This is a genomic window from Streptomyces sp. SAI-170, from assembly GCF_049739565.1.
Lineage (GTDB): Bacteria > Actinomycetota > Actinomycetes > Streptomycetales > Streptomycetaceae > Streptomyces.
In genome coordinates, this window is record NZ_JBMGQD010000001.1 from 7,630,340 (window position 1) to 7,647,977 (window position 17,638).

Consider the following 17,638-nt stretch of genomic DNA (forward strand, 5'->3'; position numbering starts at 1 on the left):
TCAGCGCCGCTCGCGCACGACCACCACCCGCAGCGCCGGCGACGCCAGGATGTCCTTCTCGCAGAAGCGCGACCTCACCCAGCGCTCGCCCGAGAACAGCCCGGTCTGGTCGGCGAAGTGGGCCGAGTCCGGGTTCGAGGACTGGGAGTACGACAGGACGGTCCGGGCCACCGGGCAGCGGCTGCCGTCCCAGCCGACGGCCTGGATGTAGCTGGAGCCGGTGGTGACCTCGGTGTAACCGCCGTGCGCCGGGTCCCACACGGGCTCGACCTTGTTCCACACGCCCAGCGACTCCGTCCCGCCCGGCACCGGGATGCGCTGCCCGCCCCGTACGACGAACTGGTGCGCCCCGAGCGGGGAGTCGAGGGCGATTCCTGCCGCCCGCAGCTCGGCGACCGCGTCCGCGAGGGCCGTCCTGAAGCCCGGCGCGGCGGTGTCGAGGGTGTTCGGCGTGCCGACCGGGTCGGCGGCCGAGAACGGCACCTTCCACAACTGGGCCGCCGGAACCCGGCCGAGCAGCTTCCGCCAGAACCGGTCGAAGAGCAGGGCACCCCGGCTGGAGGTGTCCGTCGTACGGTCCCACGCGGCCAGCACCCGGCAGGCCTCCGACACGTCGACGAGTGTGCCGTCACTGGCTGTTGCCGTCCCGCCCGGCAGCGCGGCGCACGCCGTCGCCGTGTCGGCGGCGGCGAGCGAGCCCGCCGGAACCCGGTTGGCGTACTGCTGCGCCTGGAGGTCGGCCACCGTCAGCCCGCCGCGCCCGGCGAGGGCGGACACGTCCTCGATCGCGCCCCGGGTGCGCATCGACCGCTGCGTGCCGACGGGGCCGAAGACCCGCTCGTACCCCGTCAGCGGCCGGTCCATGTTGGCCAGCCAGGCACTGTCGTTGGAGTTCTCCGCGTACGGCGCGTCCCGCAGCGTGGGCATGCGCGAGGGCCCGAAGATCCCCGGGCGCACGGCGTCGGCGTCCCGGCCGAGCGCGCAGTCGCCGCGCGAGCCGTCCAGCACGGCCAGACCGGAGGACGGGTAGGTGACCCGGCCGAGCGGGGTGGAGCAGCGCTGGGCCAGCTCGTCGGTGATGCGCGGCAGGACCTGCGACTGGGTGAACAGGGTGTGCCCGCCGGAGTCCGCCGCGATGGTGTTCACCCACGGCAGGCCCTGTGTGCGGTCCAGGGCCGCGAGCACGTCCCCGGTGTCCCGGGCCGTGCTGAAGCCGAGCGCGGTGTCGGCGGCGCGCAGGTTGTCGGCGTTCGGGTCGTTGAGCGCGTACGCGGTCGTCGCCGTCCACGGCAGCGGCACGGAGGCGCCGAGGGAGTTCACGACCGGGCCGTAGCGGGTCCACCACTGGGTGCGGACCACCGTACTGCCGTCTTGGAGAGTGACACTGACGGACCGTCGGGTCATGCGTTCGGGGCGGCCGTCCACCAGGTAGACCGTGGGGTCGGACGGGTCGAGGGTCAGCTGATGGAGATTGAGGGTGACGCCGGTGGCGACGGTGTGGCTCCACGCCACGCGCGCGTTGTGGCCGATGGAGATCGTGGGGGAGCCGAGCAACGAGCCGCCGGAGACGTCGAGTTCGCCCGGGATCGTCTGCTGCGACTGCCAGAAGCGGCGGCCGCCCTGCCACGGGTAGTGCGGGTTGCCGAGGAGCAGGCCGCGGCCGTTCGCGGTGGTCCGGCCGCTGAAGGCGACCGCGTTGGAGCCCATGTCGGCACTGTCCGCGGCGAACAGTTCACGGGCGGCGCGGGCGGTGTCGCGGGCGTCCGGGGCAACCGTGGTCGCAGGGGCGGTGGGCGGCTGGGCGGCCGTGATGCCGTCCACGGCCCGGCCCTGGCCGCCCAGCACCGCGAGGGCGTAGGAGCGCGCGGCCACGTCCAGCCAGGTGATCGGGCGCACCCAAGGGGCGTCCTTGCACGCCGGGTCGGTGATCCGGTTCCGCTTCAGCCAGGCGTTGTAGCCGGCCGCGAACCCGTCCATCAGCTCGCGCGCGGTCCGGCTCGGCCCGGCCGGCGCCGGCTGTGCGAGCAGCTTCTCCACCGTGCCCGCCTCCCGTACGCCACGGAAGTACAGGTCGCTGGAGAGGTTCCGGCTCGCCGAGGACAGCGAGAAGTCGGGCGCCGCGTCCGGCCCGAAGAACCGCGAGCGCTCACCGCGTACGGTGACGAACCCGTCGGCCAGCGTGCACACATGGTCGGCGGCCTGCGCCCACCCCGTGCCGAAGCCCAGGTCGGCGTGACTGCGCGCCACGATGTGCGGGATGCCGTACTCGGTGTAGCGGATGACGGCCGACAGACCGCCGTGCGAGGGGTGTTCCTGACGGGACTGCGTCTGGGCCGCGGCCGCCGGAAGCGCGGACGCGGCGGTGAGCAGGGCGACCGCGGTGACCATGAGCCGCCTGGCGCGGGTGCGCAATGGTGCCTCCCAACATCGTCGAGGGAAGGAGCGGTTGAGCGTACCAACGGGTATGTGACGTGGGGGCCGGGATGCTTGACCTCGTTCGGTGGCGGGCCGAGGATCCTGTGCCATGACGCCCGGACACGGCAGCACAGTGACACCCGCCCATGGCAGCACGGTCGACGGGGTGCTGCGCCGCAGCGCCCACCGCACCCCGGCACGCGTCGCGGTCGAACACCGCGACCGCACCTGGACGTACGAGGCACTCGACGACGCCGTCTCGCGTGCGGCGACCGTCCTGCTGGCCGAGGGCCTCGCGCCCGGCGACCGGGTCGCCGCCTACGGCCACAACTCCGACGCCTATCTGATCGCCTTCCTCGCCTGCGCCCGCGCGGGCCTGGTGCACGTGCCGGTCAACCAGAACCTCACCGGCGACGACCTGGCGTATCTGATCGGCCAGTCGGGCAGCTCGCTGGTGCTCGCCGACCCCGACCTGACCGGCCGACTCCCGGCGGGCGTACGGGTGTTGCCGCTGCGGGACGCCGAGGACTCGCTGCTCGCGCGGCTGGCCGAGGCGGCGCCGTACGACGGGCCCGAGGCGCGCGGCGACGAACTGGTGCAGCTGCTGTACACCTCGGGGACGACGGCGCTGCCCAAGGGCGCGATGATGACCCACCGGGCGCTGGTGCACGAGTACCTGAGCGCCATCACCGCCCTGGACCTGAGCGCGGGCGACCGGCCGGTGCACTCGCTGCCGCTGTACCACTCGGCCCAGATGCACGTCTTCCTGCTGCCCTACCTCGCCGTGGGCGCGACGAACATCATCCTCGACGCCCCGGACGGCGACATCCTCTTCGACCTGGTCGAACAGGGCCGCGTGGACAGCCTGTTCGCCCCGCCGACCGTGTGGATCGGGCTCGCCAACCGCCCCGACTTCGCCGGCCGCGACCTCGGCGGACTGCGCAAGGCCTACTACGGCGCCTCGATCATGCCGGTGCCCGTGCTGGAGCGCCTGCGCGAACGGCTGCCCGGACTGGCCTTCTACAACTGCTTCGGCCAGAGCGAGATCGGCCCGCTGGCCACGGTCCTCGGACCCGACGAGCACCGGGACCGGCCCGCCTCCTGCGGCCGGCCGGTGCTGTTCGTCGACGCGCGGGTCGTCGACGAGAAGGGCGACGACGTCCCCGACGGCACACCGGGTGAGATCGTCTACCGCTCGCCCCAGCTCTGCGAGGGCTACTGGGACAAGCCCGAGGAGACCGAAGAGGCCTTCCGCGACGGCTGGTTCCACTCCGGCGACCTCGCCGTCCGCGACGCCGACGGCTATCTCACGATCGTCGACCGCGTGAAGGACGTCATCAACTCCGGCGGCGTGCTCGTCGCCTCCCGTCAGGTGGAGGACGCGCTCTACACGCACGAGGCCGTGGCGGAGGTGGCGGTGATCGGCCTCCCGGACGAGAAGTGGATCGAGGCGATCACCGCGGTCGTCGTCCCCCGCGGCGAGGTCACCGAGGCCGCGCTGATCGCCCATGCGCGCGACCGGCTCACGTCCTTCAAGGCGCCCAAGCGGATCGTCTTCGCCGACTCCCTGCCCCGCAACGCCAGCGGCAAGATCCTCAAGCGTGAACTCCGGGACCGGCTGGGCGCTGGCTGAATCCGGACGATCGTCTGCCGTCCGGGCTCAGCCCGCTTTGAGAAGCGGCGCAGCGGGGATACCGCCAGTGGACCACCGCACCGGACGGCCGGCATCTGATCGGAGGCTGACCATGCGCCATGACCCGTGCCCCCAGAGCCCGTCGTGAGGACGGGACCCCAGCGCTATCCCGGCGCCTCGACCACCTACTGGTACCAGGACAACTACCCGGGCTCCGCGATGGAGACGAACGTGGTCCTGTGGCACTCGACCGAGGGCACCTCGCTGCCCTCCTACGGCGGCGGCGCGTCCGCGCCGAACCTGACCGCGCGCCCGGACTTCGCCAAGCAGCGGATGGTCTGGTACCAGCACTTCGACTTCGACGTCTCCAGCCGCGCCCTGCGCAATCTGCCGGGCGGCGTCGAGACCAACACCCTGAACGTGTGCCAGGTGGAGATCGTCGGCACCTGCGACCCGGCGACCCACCGCCGCTGGGGGAGCACACCGCATCTGTACATGCCGCAGCTGCCGCAATGGGTGATCCGGGACCTGGCCGCCTTCGCCCGCTGGGCCCGCACCGAGCACGGCGTACCCCTGACCTCGGGGCTCACCTTCAAGCCGTATCCCAGCTCCTACGGCGCCAACGGCGTGCGGATGACCGCCGCCCAGTGGAACCGTTTCACCGGCCACTGCGGCCACCAGCACGCCCCCGAGAACGACCACGGAGACCCCGGCAGCTTCCCGATGAACGCCGTCCTCGCCGCAGCCAAGGGAGAGACCATGGACCTCACTCCGGCCAATCTGAGGGCCATCGCCGTCGCGGTCCTCACCGCCGACGGCATCATCGACAACCCCAACCCGGCCACGGCCGACGACAACCCGTACGTCGCGCTGGAGACCGTCGTCCGCAACCTGGAGATCATCGCCCGCCGCACGGAGAAGAAGCTCTCCACGCTCCAGACCGCCGAGCTGACCGACGCGCAGGTGTCGGCCATCGCCGACCGGCTCGCCGCGCATCCCGCGCTCGCCGACGCCCTCGCCGAGAAGCTGGCGGACCGACTCGCCGCCCGCGACAGCTCCTGAAATCAGGGGCTTTCAGCGCGGCCGCTCGTCCACGATCCGGCGGATCTTGCCCACCGACCGCTCCAGCGTCTCCGGGTCGACGATCTCGACACCGACCGAGACGCCGATGCCGTCCTTGACGGCCGCGGCGATGGAGCGCGCGGCCGCCTCCCTGGCCTCCGGGGTCGCGTCCGCGCGGGCCTCCGCCCGGATCGTGAGGGCGTCCAGGCGGCCCTCGCGGGTGAGGCGGAGCTGGAAGTGCGGGGCGACCCCCGGGGTGCGCAGGACGATCTCCTCGACCTGTGTGGGGAAGAGGTTCACCCCGCGCAGGATGACCATGTCGTCGCTGCGGCCGGTCACCTTGCGCATACGGCGGAACACCCGGGCCGTGCCCGGCAGGAGACGGGTCAGGTCGCGCGTGCGGTAGCGCACGACCGGCATGGCCTGCTTGGTCAGCGAGGTGAAGACCAGTTCGCCCTCCTCGCCCTCCGGCAGCACCTCGCCGGTGACCGGGTCGACGACCTCGGGGTAGAAGTGGTCCTCCCAGATGTGCAGGCCGTCCTTCGTCTCCACGCACTCCTGCGCGACACCCGGGCCGATCACCTCCGACAGGCCGTAGATGTCGACGGCGTCGATCCCGAACCGCCCCTCGATCTCCCGCCGCATCTCCTCCGTCCACGGCTCCGCGCCGAAGATGCCGACCTCCAGCGAGGTGGCGCGCGGGTCGACGCCCTGGCGTTCGAACTCGTCCAGCAGGGTGAGCATGTACGACGGCGTCACCATGATGATCCGCGGCTTCAGGTCCTGGATCAGCTGCACCTGACGGGACGTCATGCCGCCGGACGCCGGGACGACCGTGCAGCCGAGCCGCTCGGCGCCGTAGTGCGCGCCCAGGCCGCCGGTGAACAGGCCGTAGCCGTAGGCGACATGGACCGTGTCGCCGGGCCGGCCGCCCGCCGCGCGGATCGAACGGGCCACCATGTCCGACCACATGGACAGGTCGTCGTCCGTGTACCCGACGACCGTCGGCCGGCCGGTCGTGCCGCTGGAGGCGTGGATGCGACGGATGCGCTCACGCGGCACGGCGAACATCCCGTACGGGTAGTTCTCGCGCAGGTCCGCCTTGGTGGTGAAGGGGAAACGCGCCAGGTCGGCCAGGGAGCGGCAGTCGTCCGGGCGGACGCCCGCCTTGTCGAAGGCCTCACGGTAGAACGGCACGTTCGCGTACGCGTGACGCAGCGAGGCGCGCAGCCGCTCCAGTTGCAGCGCCCGCAGTCCGTCCACGTCGAGACGCTCGCCCGCGTCCAGCAGCTCCGTCGTATCCGCCATGGGGACGTCTCCCTCACCAACCGCACCAATCCGGGCGACCGATCATTCGGTCGAGGTGTTCGGAGATCAGTAATCCAGGCCATCGGGGGCGAGGCAAGGGGTCGGCGCCGACTTTCTCGCCGTGTCCCGCCGCGGTGTCTCCTCCTCTCCCCACCTCCTGTCTCCCTATCTCCATTGCAGTCCCCGGTGCCGTACGTTCATGATCGACCGCATGCCGACCTTCACCGCCCCCGACGGGACCGTCCTCGCCCATCACTCGCTCGGCGACCGCGGCGAGCCCGTCGTCGTCCTGCCCGGAGGCCCGATGCTGCCCTCGGCCTACCTCGGTGATCTCGGCGGGCTCGCCGCCCACCGGCGGCTTGCCCTGCTCGACCTGCGCGGCACCGGGGACTCCGCCGAGCCCGCCGACCCGGCGACGTACCGCTGCGACCGGCAGGTGGACGACGTCGAGGCGCTGCGGATCCACCTCGGCCTGGAGCGGATCGACCTGCTCGGGCATTCGGCGGGCGCGAGCCTGGCCATGCTGTACGCCGCCCGCTACCCGGCAAGGGTGCGGCGGCTGGCGCTGATCACCGCCATTCCCCGGGCGCTCGGCATGGCCGCCACGCCCGAGCACCGGCTCGCGGCGGCCCGGCTGCGGGAGGGCGAGCCGTGGTTCGCCGAAGCCTTCCCGGCCTTCGAGAAGTGGCTGGACGGCGGCGACTTCGACGACGCCGTCCTGCCCTTCTTCTACGGCCGCTGGGACGAGGCCGCCGCCGCACACGCCGCGGCCGCCGACGGCGACACCGACGAGGCCGCCGAGATCTACGTCTCCGACGGCGCCTGGGACCCGCCCGCGACCCGCGCCGCGCTCGCCACACTCGCCGCCCCGGTGCTCGTGTACGCGGGCGAGCTCGACGGCGGCCCCCGCCCGGAGCTGGCCCGCCGCGCCGCGGACGTCTTCCCGCACGCCGAGTTCGTGGTCCAGCCGGGCGCCGGGCACTACCCGTGGCTGGACGACCCGGACGCGTTCGCCACGCGCGTGGTCGCGTTCTTCAGCGACCGCTCCCGTACGCCGTCATGAAGCGGTCGCGGAAGCGGTCCATGCCCCACACCGGGGCCGTCGGGGCGGGCTTGAGGCCCTCGGTCCAGCCCCAGTCGGCGATCCGGTCCAGCACGCGCGGGTCCTTGGCGACGATCGTGACCGGCACGTCCCGGCTGGTGCTGCCGGCGGTGACGGTGGGCACCGGCTGGTGGTCGCCGAGGAAGACCACGACCGTGTCGTCGTCGCCGTAACGCTCCAGCCACTCGGTCAGGCTGCGCAGCGAGTACTCGATGGCGTGCCGGTACTCGGTGCGGACGCTGTCCGCGTCCTTCCAGACCTCCTCGGGGTCCTTGCCCCGCTCCTTGATGCCGTGGAAGACGGAGCCGTCGCCGAGGTCGTCCCAGTCGATCATGTGGGCGATCGGGGCCCACGGGTTGTGGCTGGACGCGAGGATGATCTCCGCCATGATCGGCTCGCGTTCGGCCCGGCCGTGCTCCAGGCGCTCGAACGCCTCCAGGCTGAACTGGTCCGGCACCGGCGTCCAGCTGAAGTAGGGCCCGTGATAGCCCAGATGCTCGGAGTCGTAGATGTGGTCGAGGCCGAAGAACGTCCCCTCCGGCCAGGCCCGGCGCACCCCGGGGACGATGCCGACCGTGCGCCAGGCGCCGGTCCTGCGGAAGTAGTTCGTGAGGGTCATACGGTCGCTCGTGGTGAGGCTGCGGTAGCGCTGCTGGTTCTTGATCCACAGCCCGGACAGGAACGTCGAGTGGGCCAGCCAGCTCCCCGCTCCCGTCACGGGTGAGCGCAGCCAGCCGCTGCGCGCCTCGAACCCCGCCGCGCCCAGCGAGCGGGTGCCGTCCGCCAGCACCGCGCCGACCTGCGCCGCCATGTCGGGGTCCTCGACCGCGGTACGGCCGTAGCTCTCGATGAAGGTGAACAGCACGTCCTTGCCGCGCAGACCGGTCAGCAGGTCGTCCGGCGGGGTCGCGGCGAACGCGTCGACGGCCGCCTCCTTCTCGAAGACGCGCGCGTCCTTCAGCCCGTCCCGCACCATCGCCACGCGGTTGCCGAGCATCTCGGCCGTGCCCTTCGTGGCCAGCGGTGCGCCGATGCCCGGCACCCCGAAGGTGACGCACACGATCCACGCGGTGCCGAGCGCGAGCGTCGTACGGGCGGCCACCTGGCGGTGCAGGACCATCAGCCGCGTCAGCCGCAGGGTGGCGAGGGTCGTCAGCACCAGGACGACGACCACCAGCACCAGCACCCCCGCCACGGCCAGCACCTGGCCCGTCCGACCGAAGGACTCGCCCACGAAGTCCACCGCGTCGTCCAGCAGGATCCAGTCCAGGACCAGGTCGAAGGGCCGGGCCAGGACCTGGTGGAAGCCCATGTCCAGACACTTCAGGACGGTCACCAGCCCCAGGAACACACCGGTGACGACCGACGCGATCCGCCGCGCCCTCGGCGGCAGCGCGAGCAGCAGACCGGCCAGCAGCACACCCTCGGCGGGGATGCGCACGAACGCGCCGAACGACAGCCGCTCGACACGGTTCGGCAGCAGGAGCGCGACCAGCACCAGCACCCCGGCCGCCACACTGGTGCCGACGGTGACACCACGGGCCGTACGGGGACAGCGGTGCCGCCACCCGAACAGCCCTCGGCCGGCGCCCCGCGACTCCGGCTCCTCCTCGGCGGCTTCGGGCGGCCGGGTGGAGGGGCTCGTGAGCGACACGTGCGGGTCCTTCCGTACGGGCGGGGGGCGGGGCCGGGTCTGCCCTCACCAGTACGGTCGCACGTCGGACGGGGTTCAACTCCCGCGGGGGCACGGTTCACCCGTCCGGCTCGGCTTCAGTCTCTGCGGGGGCGCGGTTCGTCCGCCGCGCCCGCCACCTCCCTGGCCCACCGGTAGTCCGCCTTGCCGCTCGGCGAACGCCGGATCGTGTCGGTGACCACCAGCCGGCGCGGCACCTTGTACCCCGCCAGCTGGGTACGGCAGTGGGCCTGGATGTCCTCCAGCGACGGCCGCGCCGCGCCCTCGCGCAACTGCACCACGGCCGCCACCCGGTTGCCCCAGGTCGGGTCCGGAACCCCGGCGACGAGCGCGTCGTACACGTCGGGGTGGGACTTCAGGGCCTGCTCGACCTCCTCCGGGTACACCTTCTCGCCCCCGGTGTTGATGCACTGCGAACCCCGGCCGAGAACGGTGACGACCCCCTCCGCGTCGACGGTCGCCATGTCACCGAGCAGCACCCAGCGCTCGCCGTCCTGCTCGAAGAAGGTCTCGGCCGTCTTCGCAGGGTCGTTGTAGTAGCCGAGGGGCACGTGGCCGCGCTGGGCGACCCGGCCGACCTCGCCGACCGCCACCGGCTCCCGCGTGGCCGGATCGACCACCCGCGTACGGGCGTTGACCCGGATGCGGAACCCGCGCCCGGGTCCGGAGTCGGGGGTGGCGGTGCCGTTGAAGCCGGACTCCGAGGAGCCGAAGTTGTTGAGCAGCATCACATGCGGCACCAGCTCCAGGAACTGCCGCCGTACCGTCTCGGACATGATCGCCCCCGAGGAGGACACGCTGAACAGGGAGGAGCAGTCGGTGCCCTTCAGCGGCCCGGACAGCGCGTCGATCAGCGGCCGCAGCATCGCGTCGCCGACCAGCGAGACACTCGTGACCTTCTCCTTCTCGATCGTGCGCAGCACTTCCTCCGGCACGAACTTGCGGTGCAGCACGACCCGTTGGCCGAAGTCGAACCCGATGAACGCGGTCAGCGTGGAGGTGCCGTGCATCAGCGGGGGAGTCGGGAAGAAGGTGATCCCGGAACCGCCCGCCGCGACCCGCTCGGCCAGCTCCTCCGGCGTCTTCACGGGCTCCCCGGTCGGCGCCCCGCCGCCCAGCCCGGCGAAGAACAGGTCCTCCTGACGCCACATCACCCCCTTCGGCATCCCGGTCGTGCCGCCGGTGTAGATGACGAACTGGTCGTCGCCCGACCGGGCGGGGAAGCCGCGCTCGGCCGACCCCGCCGCCTCGGCCTCGGCGAACGCCACCGCGTCCACGGCACCCCCGGCGGGCCCCACCTCGACCAGATGCCGCAGCCGCGGGGCACGCGGCCGCGCCTGCGCCACGCGCTCCCCGAACTCCGCGTCGAAGACCACGGCCGCCAGATCGGCGTCCCGGTAGAGGTAGGCCAACTCATCGGCCACGTACCGGTAGTTGACGTTCACGGGCACGATCCGCGCCTTCAGGCAGCCCAGCACCGTCTGGAGGTACTCGACGCCGTTGTAGAGATGCAGTCCCAGGTGTTCACCGGGGCGGACGCCGCTGTCCAGCAGATGGTGGCCGATCCGGTTCGCGGCCGCGTCCAGCTCCGCGTACGTCAGCCGGCGCTCGGCACCGGTGCCCGGGTGGTCGACGTACACCAGCGCCTCGCGGTCCGGCACCACGTCGACGACCGACTCGAACAGGTCGGCAAGGTTGTACTCCACCGCTCCTCCTGACCCCGTCCCGCATCGGTTGCCGGTCATCAGAGCAAAGGCGGGCGCAAGGGGGAAGGGCCCGCGCGCCATAAATCTGACTACCTGTCAGAAACCCCTTGTCCTGTACGCCCCGCTCCTGCAACCTGTTCTCGTTCCGGCAGAGGGGAGAGGGCGTCATGGGCGGTACCGAACACCTCACCGTGCGGCGCGAGGGCGCCACGCTGGTGCTCACGCTCAACAGGCCGGAGGCCAGGAACGCGCTGTCGATCCCCATGCTGGTCGGCCTGTACGACGGCTGGCTGGAGGCCGATGCGGACGCCGAAGTCCGCTCGATCGTGCTCACCGGCGCGGGCGGCTCCTTCTGCGCCGGCATGGACCTCAAGGCGCTGGCCGGCCAGGGCATGGCCGGCCAGGAGCACCGCGAGCGCCTCGAGGCGGACCCCGACCTGCACTGGAAGGCGATGCTGCGCCACCACCGCCCCCGCAAGCCGGTCATCGCCGCGGTGGAGGGACCCTGTGTCGCGGGCGGCACCGAGATCCTCCAGGGCACCGACATCCGGGTCGCGGGCGAGTCGGCCGTCTTCGGGCTGTTCGAGGTCCGGCGCGGGCTGTTCCCCATCGGCGGCTCCACCGTCCGACTGCCACGGCAGATCCCCCGGACCCACGCGCTGGAGATGCTGCTCACCGGACGGGCGTACACCGCCCGGGAGGCGGCGGACATCGGGCTGATCGGGCACGTCGTCCCGGACGGCACCGCCCTCGCCAGAGCCCTGGAGATCGCCGAACGGATCAACGCCTGCGGCCCGCTGGCGGTCGAGGCGGTCAAGGCGTCCGTGTACGAGACCGCCGAGATGACCGAGTCCGACGGACTGGCCGCCGAACTCAAGCGCGGCTGGCCGGTGTTCGACACCGCCGACGCCAAGGAAGGCGCCCGCGCCTTCGCGGAGAAGCGACCGCCCGTCTACAAACGCGCCTGACCCGAAGGAGCGCAAGGGATGCCCGAAGTCCTCAAAGCCCCCCTCGTCGTCGAGTTCCCCTTCACCCGCTCCCTCGGCCCCGTCCAGAGCGCCTTCCTCACGGGCTTGCGCGAACGCGTCGTCCTGGGCGTGCGGACCGCCGACGGCCGCACCCTCGTCCCGCCCGTCGAGTACGACCCCGTCACCGCCGAGGAGATCCGCGACCTGGTCGCGGTCGCCCCCACCGGGACGGTCACCACCTGGGCCTGGAACCCGGCCCCCCGCCGCGGCCAGCCCCTCACCACGCCCTTCGCCTGGGTCCTGGTCCGCCTCGACGGCGCCGACACCGCCCTGCTGCACGCCCTCGACGTCCCCGGCCCCGACGCCGTGCGCACCGGCCTGCGCGTCCGCGTCCGCTGGGCCGCCGAACGCACCGGCGCCATCACCGACATCGCGTGCTTCGAGCCGTACGACGGCCCGGTCCGCGAAGTCACCCGACACAGCGGCGAGTTCGCGGACCCGGTCACCGGGATCGTCGCCCCCGCCCGCCTCGACTACACCTACGCGCCCGGCCGCGCCCAGTCCGCCTACCTCCACGGCCTCGCCGAGCGGCGCACCATGGGCGAGCGCTGCCCGTCCTGCCGCAAGGTCTACGTCCCGCCCCGCGGCGCCTGCCCGACCTGCGGCGTCGCCACCACCGAGCGGGTCGAGTGCGGGCCCCGCGGCACGGTCACCACCTTCTGCATCGTCAACATCAAAGCGAAGAACCTCGACATCGAAGTCCCGTACGTCTACGCCCACATCGCCCTCGACGGGGCCGACCTCGCCCTGCACGGACGCATCGCGGGCATCCCCTACGACCAGGTGCGGATGGGCCTGCGTGTGGAGCCCGTGTGGTCCGACGGCGCCCGCTGGCCCGACCACTACCGGCCGACCGGCGAACCCGACGCGGACTACGACACGTACAAGGAGCTGCTGTGACGCGGGACATCGCGGTCGTCGCCTTCGCCCAGAGCGACCACCGGCGCACCACCGAGGACGTCTCCGAGGTGGAGCTGCTGATGCCGGTGCTGCACGAGGTGCTCGGCCGGACCGGCCTGAAGACCTCCGACATCGGCTTCACCTGCTCCGGCTCCTGCGACTACCTCGCGGGCCGCGCCTTCTCCTTCACCCTCGCCCTCGACGGCGTGGGCGCCTGGCCACCGATCTCCGAGTCGCACGTCGAGACCGACGGCGCCTGGGCGCTGTACGAGGCCTGGACGAAACTGCTGACCGGCGACGCCGACACCGCGCTGGTGTACGCGTACGGCAAGTCCTCGCCCGGCTCCCTGCGGGACGTCCTGACCCGGCAGCTCGACCCGTACTACGTCGCCCCCCTGTGGCCCGACTCGGTCGCCCTCGCCGCCCTCCAGGCGCAGGCGCTGATCGACGCGGGCGGCACCGACGAGCACGAACTCGCCGCGATCGGCACCCGCAGCAGGCGCGCCGCGACTCTCAACCCGCACGCCCAGCTGAGGGGTTCGCTCCCCCAGGGCGAGTACGTCGTACGGCCCCTGCGCACCGGCGACTGCCCGCCCGTCGGCGACGGCGCCGCGGCGGTGATCCTCGCCGCGGGGGAGCGGGCCCGCGAGCTGTGCGACCGACCCGCCTGGATCAAGGGTATCGATCACCGCGTCGAGGCCCACTCCCTCGGAGTGCGCGACCTCACCGACTCGCCCTCCACCCGGCTCGCCGCCGAGAAGGCCGGCGCGTTCGAACGCCCCGTCGACACGGCCGAGTTGCACGCCCCCTTCACCGCGCAGGAGGTGATCCTGCGGCAGGCGCTGGGGCTCGACGACAGCGTCCGGGTGAACCTCTCCGGCGGCGCCCTCGCCGCCAACCCCATGATGGCCGCCGGGCTGATCCGCATCGGCGAGGCCGCGGCCCGCGTCCACCGCGGCGAGTCCGACCGGGCCCTCGCCCACGCCACCTCCGGCCCCTGTCTGCAACAGAACCTGGTCGCCGTACTCGAAGGGGATCCACGATGAGCAAGGAGCCCGTGGCCGTCGTCGGCATCGGCCAGACCAGGCACGTGGCGGCGCGGCGGGACGTGTCGATCGCCGGGCTCGTCCGCGAGGCGGCCCAACGGGCTCTCACGGACGCCGAGTTGACCTGGGCCGACATCGACGCCGTCGTCATCGGCAAGGCGCCCGACTTCTTCGAGGGCGTGATGATGCCCGAGCTGTACCTCGCCGACGCGCTCGGCGCGGTCGGCAAGCCCCTGCTGCGGGTGCACACGGCAGGGTCGGTCGGCGGATCCACCGCGCTGGTGGCGGCAAACCTCGTCGCCGCGCGCGTCCACGGCACCGTCCTCACCCTGGCCTACGAGAAGCAGTCCGAGTCCAACGCCATGTGGGGCCTGTCCCTGCCGATCCCCTTCCAGCAGCCCTTGCTGGCAGGCGCGGGCGGCTTCTTCGCGCCCCACGTGCGGGCGTACATGCGGCGCAGCGGCGCCCCCGACACCATCGGCTCGCTGGTGGCGTACAAGGACCGGCGCAACGCCCTGAAGAACCCCTGTGCCCATCTCCACGAGCACGACATCACCCTGGAGAAGGTCCAGGCCTCGCCCATGCTGTGGGACCCGATCCGCTACTCCGAGACCTGCCCCTCCTCCGACGGTGCCTGCGCGATGGTGCTCACCGGCCGGGCGGGCGCCGCCCGCGCGCCGCGGCCGCCCGCCTGGATGCTGGGCGGCGCCATGCGCAGCGAGCCGACCCTCTTCGCGGGCAAGGACTTCGTCTCCCCGCGGGCCGGCCGGGACTGCGCGGCCGACGTCTACCGCCAGGCCGGCATCACCGACCCACGCCGGGAGATCGACGCCGCCGAGATCTATGTGCCCTTCTCCTGGTACGAGCCGATGTGGCTGGAGAACCTCGGCTTCGCCGCCGAGGGCGAGGGCTGGAAGCTCACCGAGTCCGGCGTGACCGAACTGGACGGCGACCTGCCCGTCAACATGTCGGGCGGGGTGCTCTCCACCAACCCCATCGGCGCCTCCGGGATGATCCGCTTCGCTGAGGCCGCGCTCCAGGTGCGCGGCCAGGCGGGGGAGCACCAGCTGGACCGGGCCCGCCGGGTGCTCGGGCACGCCTACGGCGGCGGCGCCCAGTTCTTCTCCATGTGGCTGGTCGGCGCCGAGCCCCCCGAGTCCTGAAAGTCCTCCTCACGTGGCCTGTCGGGGGCGGGGGACGATCGATAGTCTGGCCGCGGACGACGCGAACCGGGAGGAGCACGGACGTGGCCGAGAGCACCATCCAGCAGCAGCCGCTCACGGGCTGGGACAAGCCGGAGCTGGACCTCAGCAACGCCGAGTGGCAGTCCAGCAGCCGGGGGCGGGGGGATGTCCAGATCGCCTTCGTCGAAGGTTTCATCGCGATGCGCAACAGCGGCCGGCCCGAGAGCCCTTCCCTGATCTTCACGCCTGCCGAATGGGGCGCGTTCGTGTCCAACGCCCGTGAAGGGGAGTTCGACCTGACCTGAGCCGCGCCCGACGGCACGCCGAACCGAGGGTGTTTCCGATCCAGGGGCCGAAGCCTGCGCCAGGCTGGCCCCAGCAAGCGGAAGGTCGCACTCCCGAGGTGAGGAACCCATGAGCACCCTGCCGGTCATCGCGGCGGTCGACGGTTCGGACGACAGCCTGCGCGCCCTGGACTGGGCCCTCGACACCGCCCGGCGCCGCGAGGCGCCGCTCACGGTGGTCCATGTACGGCACGAGACGGCGTGGACGCAGCCCGGCGCCCCGGTCGTCCTGCCCCCGCCGGCCGAGGACGATCCGGTGCTCGCCGACGCGCGCACCCGGCTCGCCGGGCACGCCGACGGGGTGGACACGCAGTACGCCGCGCTCGACGGCGCCCCTGGTGTCCTGCTGCCCGAACTGGGCGCAGAGGCCCAGCTGTTGGTGCTCGGCTCGCGCGGCCGCGGCGGCTTCGCCAGTCTGCTCATGGGCTCCAACGGCATCGCGGCCGCCCGCGACGCCGAGTGCCCGGTGGTCGTGGTGCCCCGGCCCGGCCGCGAGGTCACGGACGCCCTGCCGCAGGAGCCCGGGCCGCGGATCGTCGTCGGCCTGAAGGTGGAGGGCCCCGACGAGGCCGCGCTCGACCTCGCCTTCACCGAGGCCGCCCTGCGCGGCGCCCGCGTCCAGGCGGTCGCCGCCTACCCCTGGCCCGTCCAGGACTGGTCGATGTCCGCCGAGCTCGCCTCGGTGATGATCGACCGGGCGCCGATCGAGTCCGAGACCCGCACCCTCGCCGAGGGCTTCCTCGCCCCGCACCGGCAACGCCACCCCGACGTGCCCGCCGAAGCGCTCCCCGTCCCCGGCGACGCCGCCGGGGCCCTCGTCTCCGCCTCCCCGGGCGCCGAGCTGACCGTCGTCGGCCGCCACCGCCGGCGCCTGCTCGCCCCCGCCCGCATGCTCGGCTCCGTCACCCACGCCGTCCTGCTGCACGCGGCGAGCCCGGTGGCGGTGGTGCCCCCGGTCGCGGACCCCACCCCCGCCTCTAATGCCTGAGTGGCCGCCTATCATTAGCGCATGCAGGACGCGCAGCTCACCCTGGACCTCGCCCTCACCATCCGCCACGACGGCAACGGCGGCGTGGCCGACGACCTGACCGACCCCGCAGGCCTCACCGCCTGGCTCCACGCCCACCCCGGCCTCGCCCCGACCGGCCACACCGCCGACGCCACCGCCCTGACCGCCGTACGAGAGCTGCGCGCCGCCGTACGCACCCTGTTCGCCCACGCCGTCCCGGGAGAACCGAGCCGCGCCGACACGGGCCGCCTGCTGCCCCTGGAGGAGGCGGTGGCCCACCTCAACGCGGCTGCGGCGCGCACCCCCGTCGTGCCGGTCCTGGCCTGGCCGGAGGGCTCGGATCCCGTCGTACGTCACCGTCCGGCGCAGGGCGAGGACGACCTGACGGCCCTGCTGGCCCGCGCGGCCATGGCGTTCCTGGCGAGCCCCGCCCGATCGAAGCTCCGCGCCTGCCACGCCCCCCGCTGCGTCCGCTACTTCCTCAAGGACCACCCCCGCCAGGAATGGTGCAAGCCGAGCTGCGGAAACAGAGCGAGGGTGGCCCGCCATCACGAGAGACACAGGGCTGAGTAGCTGAAAGGGGCGCGGGGAACTGCGCGACCGGCCACGACGGAGCCGCACCCCGCCGACGACATCAGCCCCGCAGACGCTTCCCGGCCCGCGCCGCCGTAACATTGGCGGCATGTCGTTCCTCCGCCGCCGCAGCGCCACCCCCGCCGGCCCCGATTTCGACGTACTGGCCATGGACCCGGGCGACTGGCCCGGAAATCTGGGCGCCGGGCTGCTGCCCGCCCCCGACGGCACCTGCCAGGGCGTGTTCCTGCGCTACGACCTGTTCGGCGGCCGCGGCCCCGCGATGATCATCGGCAACCTCCCCGAGGGCTCACCGGCCCGCGAGGTCGCCGAGGACCAGATCCCCTTCGAGGTGGCCCAGCTCCTGCTCGCGCTGGAGAACGACGAGGACGTCACGGTCGTCGGCATGGAGGACGTGCCGGTGATGCAGGGCGACAACCTGCTGATCGTGCGCCGCCTCAAGCTCTCCGAGAGCCGCATCTCCTGCGTCCAGTTCGACCGCAGCGACAACGTCCTGGTGACCATCGCCGCCTGGGACCGCCCCATCACCGACGACCTGTACGCGCTGCTGAAGCCGCTCCCCGCCGAGCTGTTCCAGCAGGGCTGAGCCCCGAGAACCCCGGAGCCCGCGAGGG

15 protein-coding genes are annotated in these 17,638 nt (G+C 72.7%); 11 read left to right on the forward strand and 4 right to left on the reverse strand.

What is annotated here, in order from left to right; all coding sequences use genetic code 11:
- Positions 1 to 2,412: a penicillin acylase family protein gene (locus RKD23_RS34280; RefSeq protein ID WP_424857237.1), complete on the reverse strand. Its 2,412-nt coding sequence runs from the start codon at positions 2,410 to 2,412 to the stop codon at positions 1 to 3.
- Between the two features lie 112 nt (positions 2,413 to 2,524).
- Here RKD23_RS34280 and RKD23_RS34285 point away from each other — a divergent pair, with 112 nt between their 5' ends.
- Both RKD23_RS34285 and RKD23_RS34290 read left to right on the forward strand, forming a co-directional pair.
- On the forward strand, positions 2,525 to 4,048 hold the full coding sequence (locus RKD23_RS34285) for an acyl-CoA synthetase (RefSeq protein WP_424857238.1): 1,524 nt from the start codon (positions 2,525 to 2,527) through the stop codon (positions 4,046 to 4,048).
- 144 nt (positions 4,049 to 4,192) lie between these two features.
- A complete protein-coding gene (locus RKD23_RS34290; RefSeq protein WP_424857239.1) occupies positions 4,193 to 5,110 on the forward strand; it encodes a hypothetical protein in 918 nt (305 codons plus the stop codon).
- A 12-nt stretch (positions 5,111 to 5,122) separates the two neighbouring features.
- On the opposite strand, the gene paaK is transcribed toward RKD23_RS34290, so the two are convergent.
- Positions 5,123 to 6,418 carry a phenylacetate--CoA ligase PaaK gene (gene paaK, locus RKD23_RS34295; protein WP_424857240.1) on the reverse strand — a complete coding sequence of 432 codons (1,296 nt, stop codon included), beginning with the start codon at positions 6,416 to 6,418 and terminating at the stop codon, positions 5,123 to 5,125.
- Positions 6,419 to 6,629: 211 nt separating this feature from the next.
- Between paaK and RKD23_RS34300 the strand changes: the two genes are divergently transcribed.
- A complete protein-coding gene (locus RKD23_RS34300; protein ID WP_424857241.1) occupies positions 6,630 to 7,481 on the forward strand; it encodes an alpha/beta fold hydrolase in 852 nt (283 codons plus the stop codon).
- Here the strand turns inward: RKD23_RS34300 and RKD23_RS34305 are convergent.
- Positions 7,453 to 9,174, reverse strand: a complete 1,722-nt coding sequence (locus RKD23_RS34305; RefSeq protein ID WP_424857242.1) for a sulfatase — start codon at positions 9,172 to 9,174, stop codon at positions 7,453 to 7,455. The two genes, RKD23_RS34300 and RKD23_RS34305, sit on opposite strands and share 29 nt — an antisense overlap.
- Before the next feature lie 116 nt (positions 9,175 to 9,290).
- Positions 9,291 to 10,919 (reverse strand): acyl-CoA synthetase, encoded by a 1,629-nt coding sequence (locus RKD23_RS34310; RefSeq protein WP_424857243.1) that lies wholly within the window; start codon positions 10,917 to 10,919, stop codon positions 9,291 to 9,293.
- 167 nt (positions 10,920 to 11,086) lie between these two features.
- Between RKD23_RS34310 and RKD23_RS34315 the strand changes: the two genes are divergently transcribed.
- The 8 genes from RKD23_RS34315 to RKD23_RS34350 all read left to right on the forward strand — a co-directional run bounded on the left by RKD23_RS34315 (position 11,087) and on the right by RKD23_RS34350 (position 17,610).
- Positions 11,087 to 11,887, forward strand: coding sequence for a crotonase/enoyl-CoA hydratase family protein (locus RKD23_RS34315; protein ID WP_424857244.1), 801 nt, complete (start codon positions 11,087 to 11,089; stop codon positions 11,885 to 11,887).
- Positions 11,888 to 11,905: 18 nt separating this feature from the next.
- A complete protein-coding gene (locus RKD23_RS34320; protein ID WP_424857245.1) occupies positions 11,906 to 12,847 on the forward strand; it encodes a Zn-ribbon domain-containing OB-fold protein in 942 nt (313 codons plus the stop codon).
- Positions 12,844 to 13,893, forward strand: coding sequence for a thiolase domain-containing protein (locus RKD23_RS34325; RefSeq protein ID WP_424857246.1), 1,050 nt, complete (start codon positions 12,844 to 12,846; stop codon positions 13,891 to 13,893). The genes RKD23_RS34320 and RKD23_RS34325 overlap by 4 nt, the downstream gene beginning before the upstream one ends.
- Positions 13,890 to 15,056: a thiolase domain-containing protein gene (locus tag RKD23_RS34330; protein ID WP_424857247.1), complete on the forward strand. Its 1,167-nt coding sequence runs from the start codon at positions 13,890 to 13,892 to the stop codon at positions 15,054 to 15,056. The genes RKD23_RS34325 and RKD23_RS34330 overlap by 4 nt, the downstream gene beginning before the upstream one ends.
- 83 nt (positions 15,057 to 15,139) lie before the next feature.
- Entirely contained in the window at positions 15,140 to 15,382 is a 243-nt protein-coding gene (locus tag RKD23_RS34335) for a DUF397 domain-containing protein (protein ID WP_404038658.1), read from the forward strand.
- Positions 15,383 to 15,491: 109 nt separating this feature from the next.
- Positions 15,492 to 16,409, forward strand: coding sequence for a universal stress protein (locus RKD23_RS34340; protein WP_424857248.1), 918 nt, complete (start codon positions 15,492 to 15,494; stop codon positions 16,407 to 16,409).
- A gap of 21 nt (positions 16,410 to 16,430) precedes the next feature.
- A complete protein-coding gene (locus tag RKD23_RS34345) occupies positions 16,431 to 17,003 on the forward strand; it encodes a CGNR zinc finger domain-containing protein (protein WP_424857249.1) in 573 nt (190 codons plus the stop codon).
- Between the two features lie 109 nt (positions 17,004 to 17,112).
- A complete protein-coding gene (locus RKD23_RS34350; RefSeq protein WP_424857250.1) occupies positions 17,113 to 17,610 on the forward strand; it encodes a hypothetical protein in 498 nt (165 codons plus the stop codon).
- The last annotated feature ends 28 nt before the right edge of the window (positions 17,611 to 17,638 follow it).

What these genes read in the sequence shown, in the direction of transcription:
- RKD23_RS34285 (WP_424857238.1), top strand. Translation starts at nt 2,525, where the DNA reads ATGACGCCCGGACACGGCAGCACAGTGACACCCGCCCATGGCAGCACG.
- paaK (WP_424857240.1), bottom strand. Translation starts at nt 6,418, where the DNA reads ATGGCGGATACGACGGAGCTGCTGGACGCGGGCGAGCGTCTCGACGTG.
- RKD23_RS34300 (WP_424857241.1), top strand. Translation starts at nt 6,630, where the DNA reads ATGCCGACCTTCACCGCCCCCGACGGGACCGTCCTCGCCCATCACTCG.
- RKD23_RS34315 (WP_424857244.1), top strand. Translation starts at nt 11,087, where the DNA reads ATGGGCGGTACCGAACACCTCACCGTGCGGCGCGAGGGCGCCACGCTG.
- RKD23_RS34320 (WP_424857245.1), top strand. Translation starts at nt 11,906, where the DNA reads ATGCCCGAAGTCCTCAAAGCCCCCCTCGTCGTCGAGTTCCCCTTCACC.
- RKD23_RS34330 (WP_424857247.1), top strand. Translation starts at nt 13,890, where the DNA reads ATGAGCAAGGAGCCCGTGGCCGTCGTCGGCATCGGCCAGACCAGGCAC.
- RKD23_RS34340 (WP_424857248.1), top strand. Translation starts at nt 15,492, where the DNA reads ATGAGCACCCTGCCGGTCATCGCGGCGGTCGACGGTTCGGACGACAGC.
- RKD23_RS34345 (WP_424857249.1), top strand. Translation starts at nt 16,431, where the DNA reads ATGCAGGACGCGCAGCTCACCCTGGACCTCGCCCTCACCATCCGCCAC.
- RKD23_RS34350 (WP_424857250.1), top strand. Translation starts at nt 17,113, where the DNA reads ATGTCGTTCCTCCGCCGCCGCAGCGCCACCCCCGCCGGCCCCGATTTC.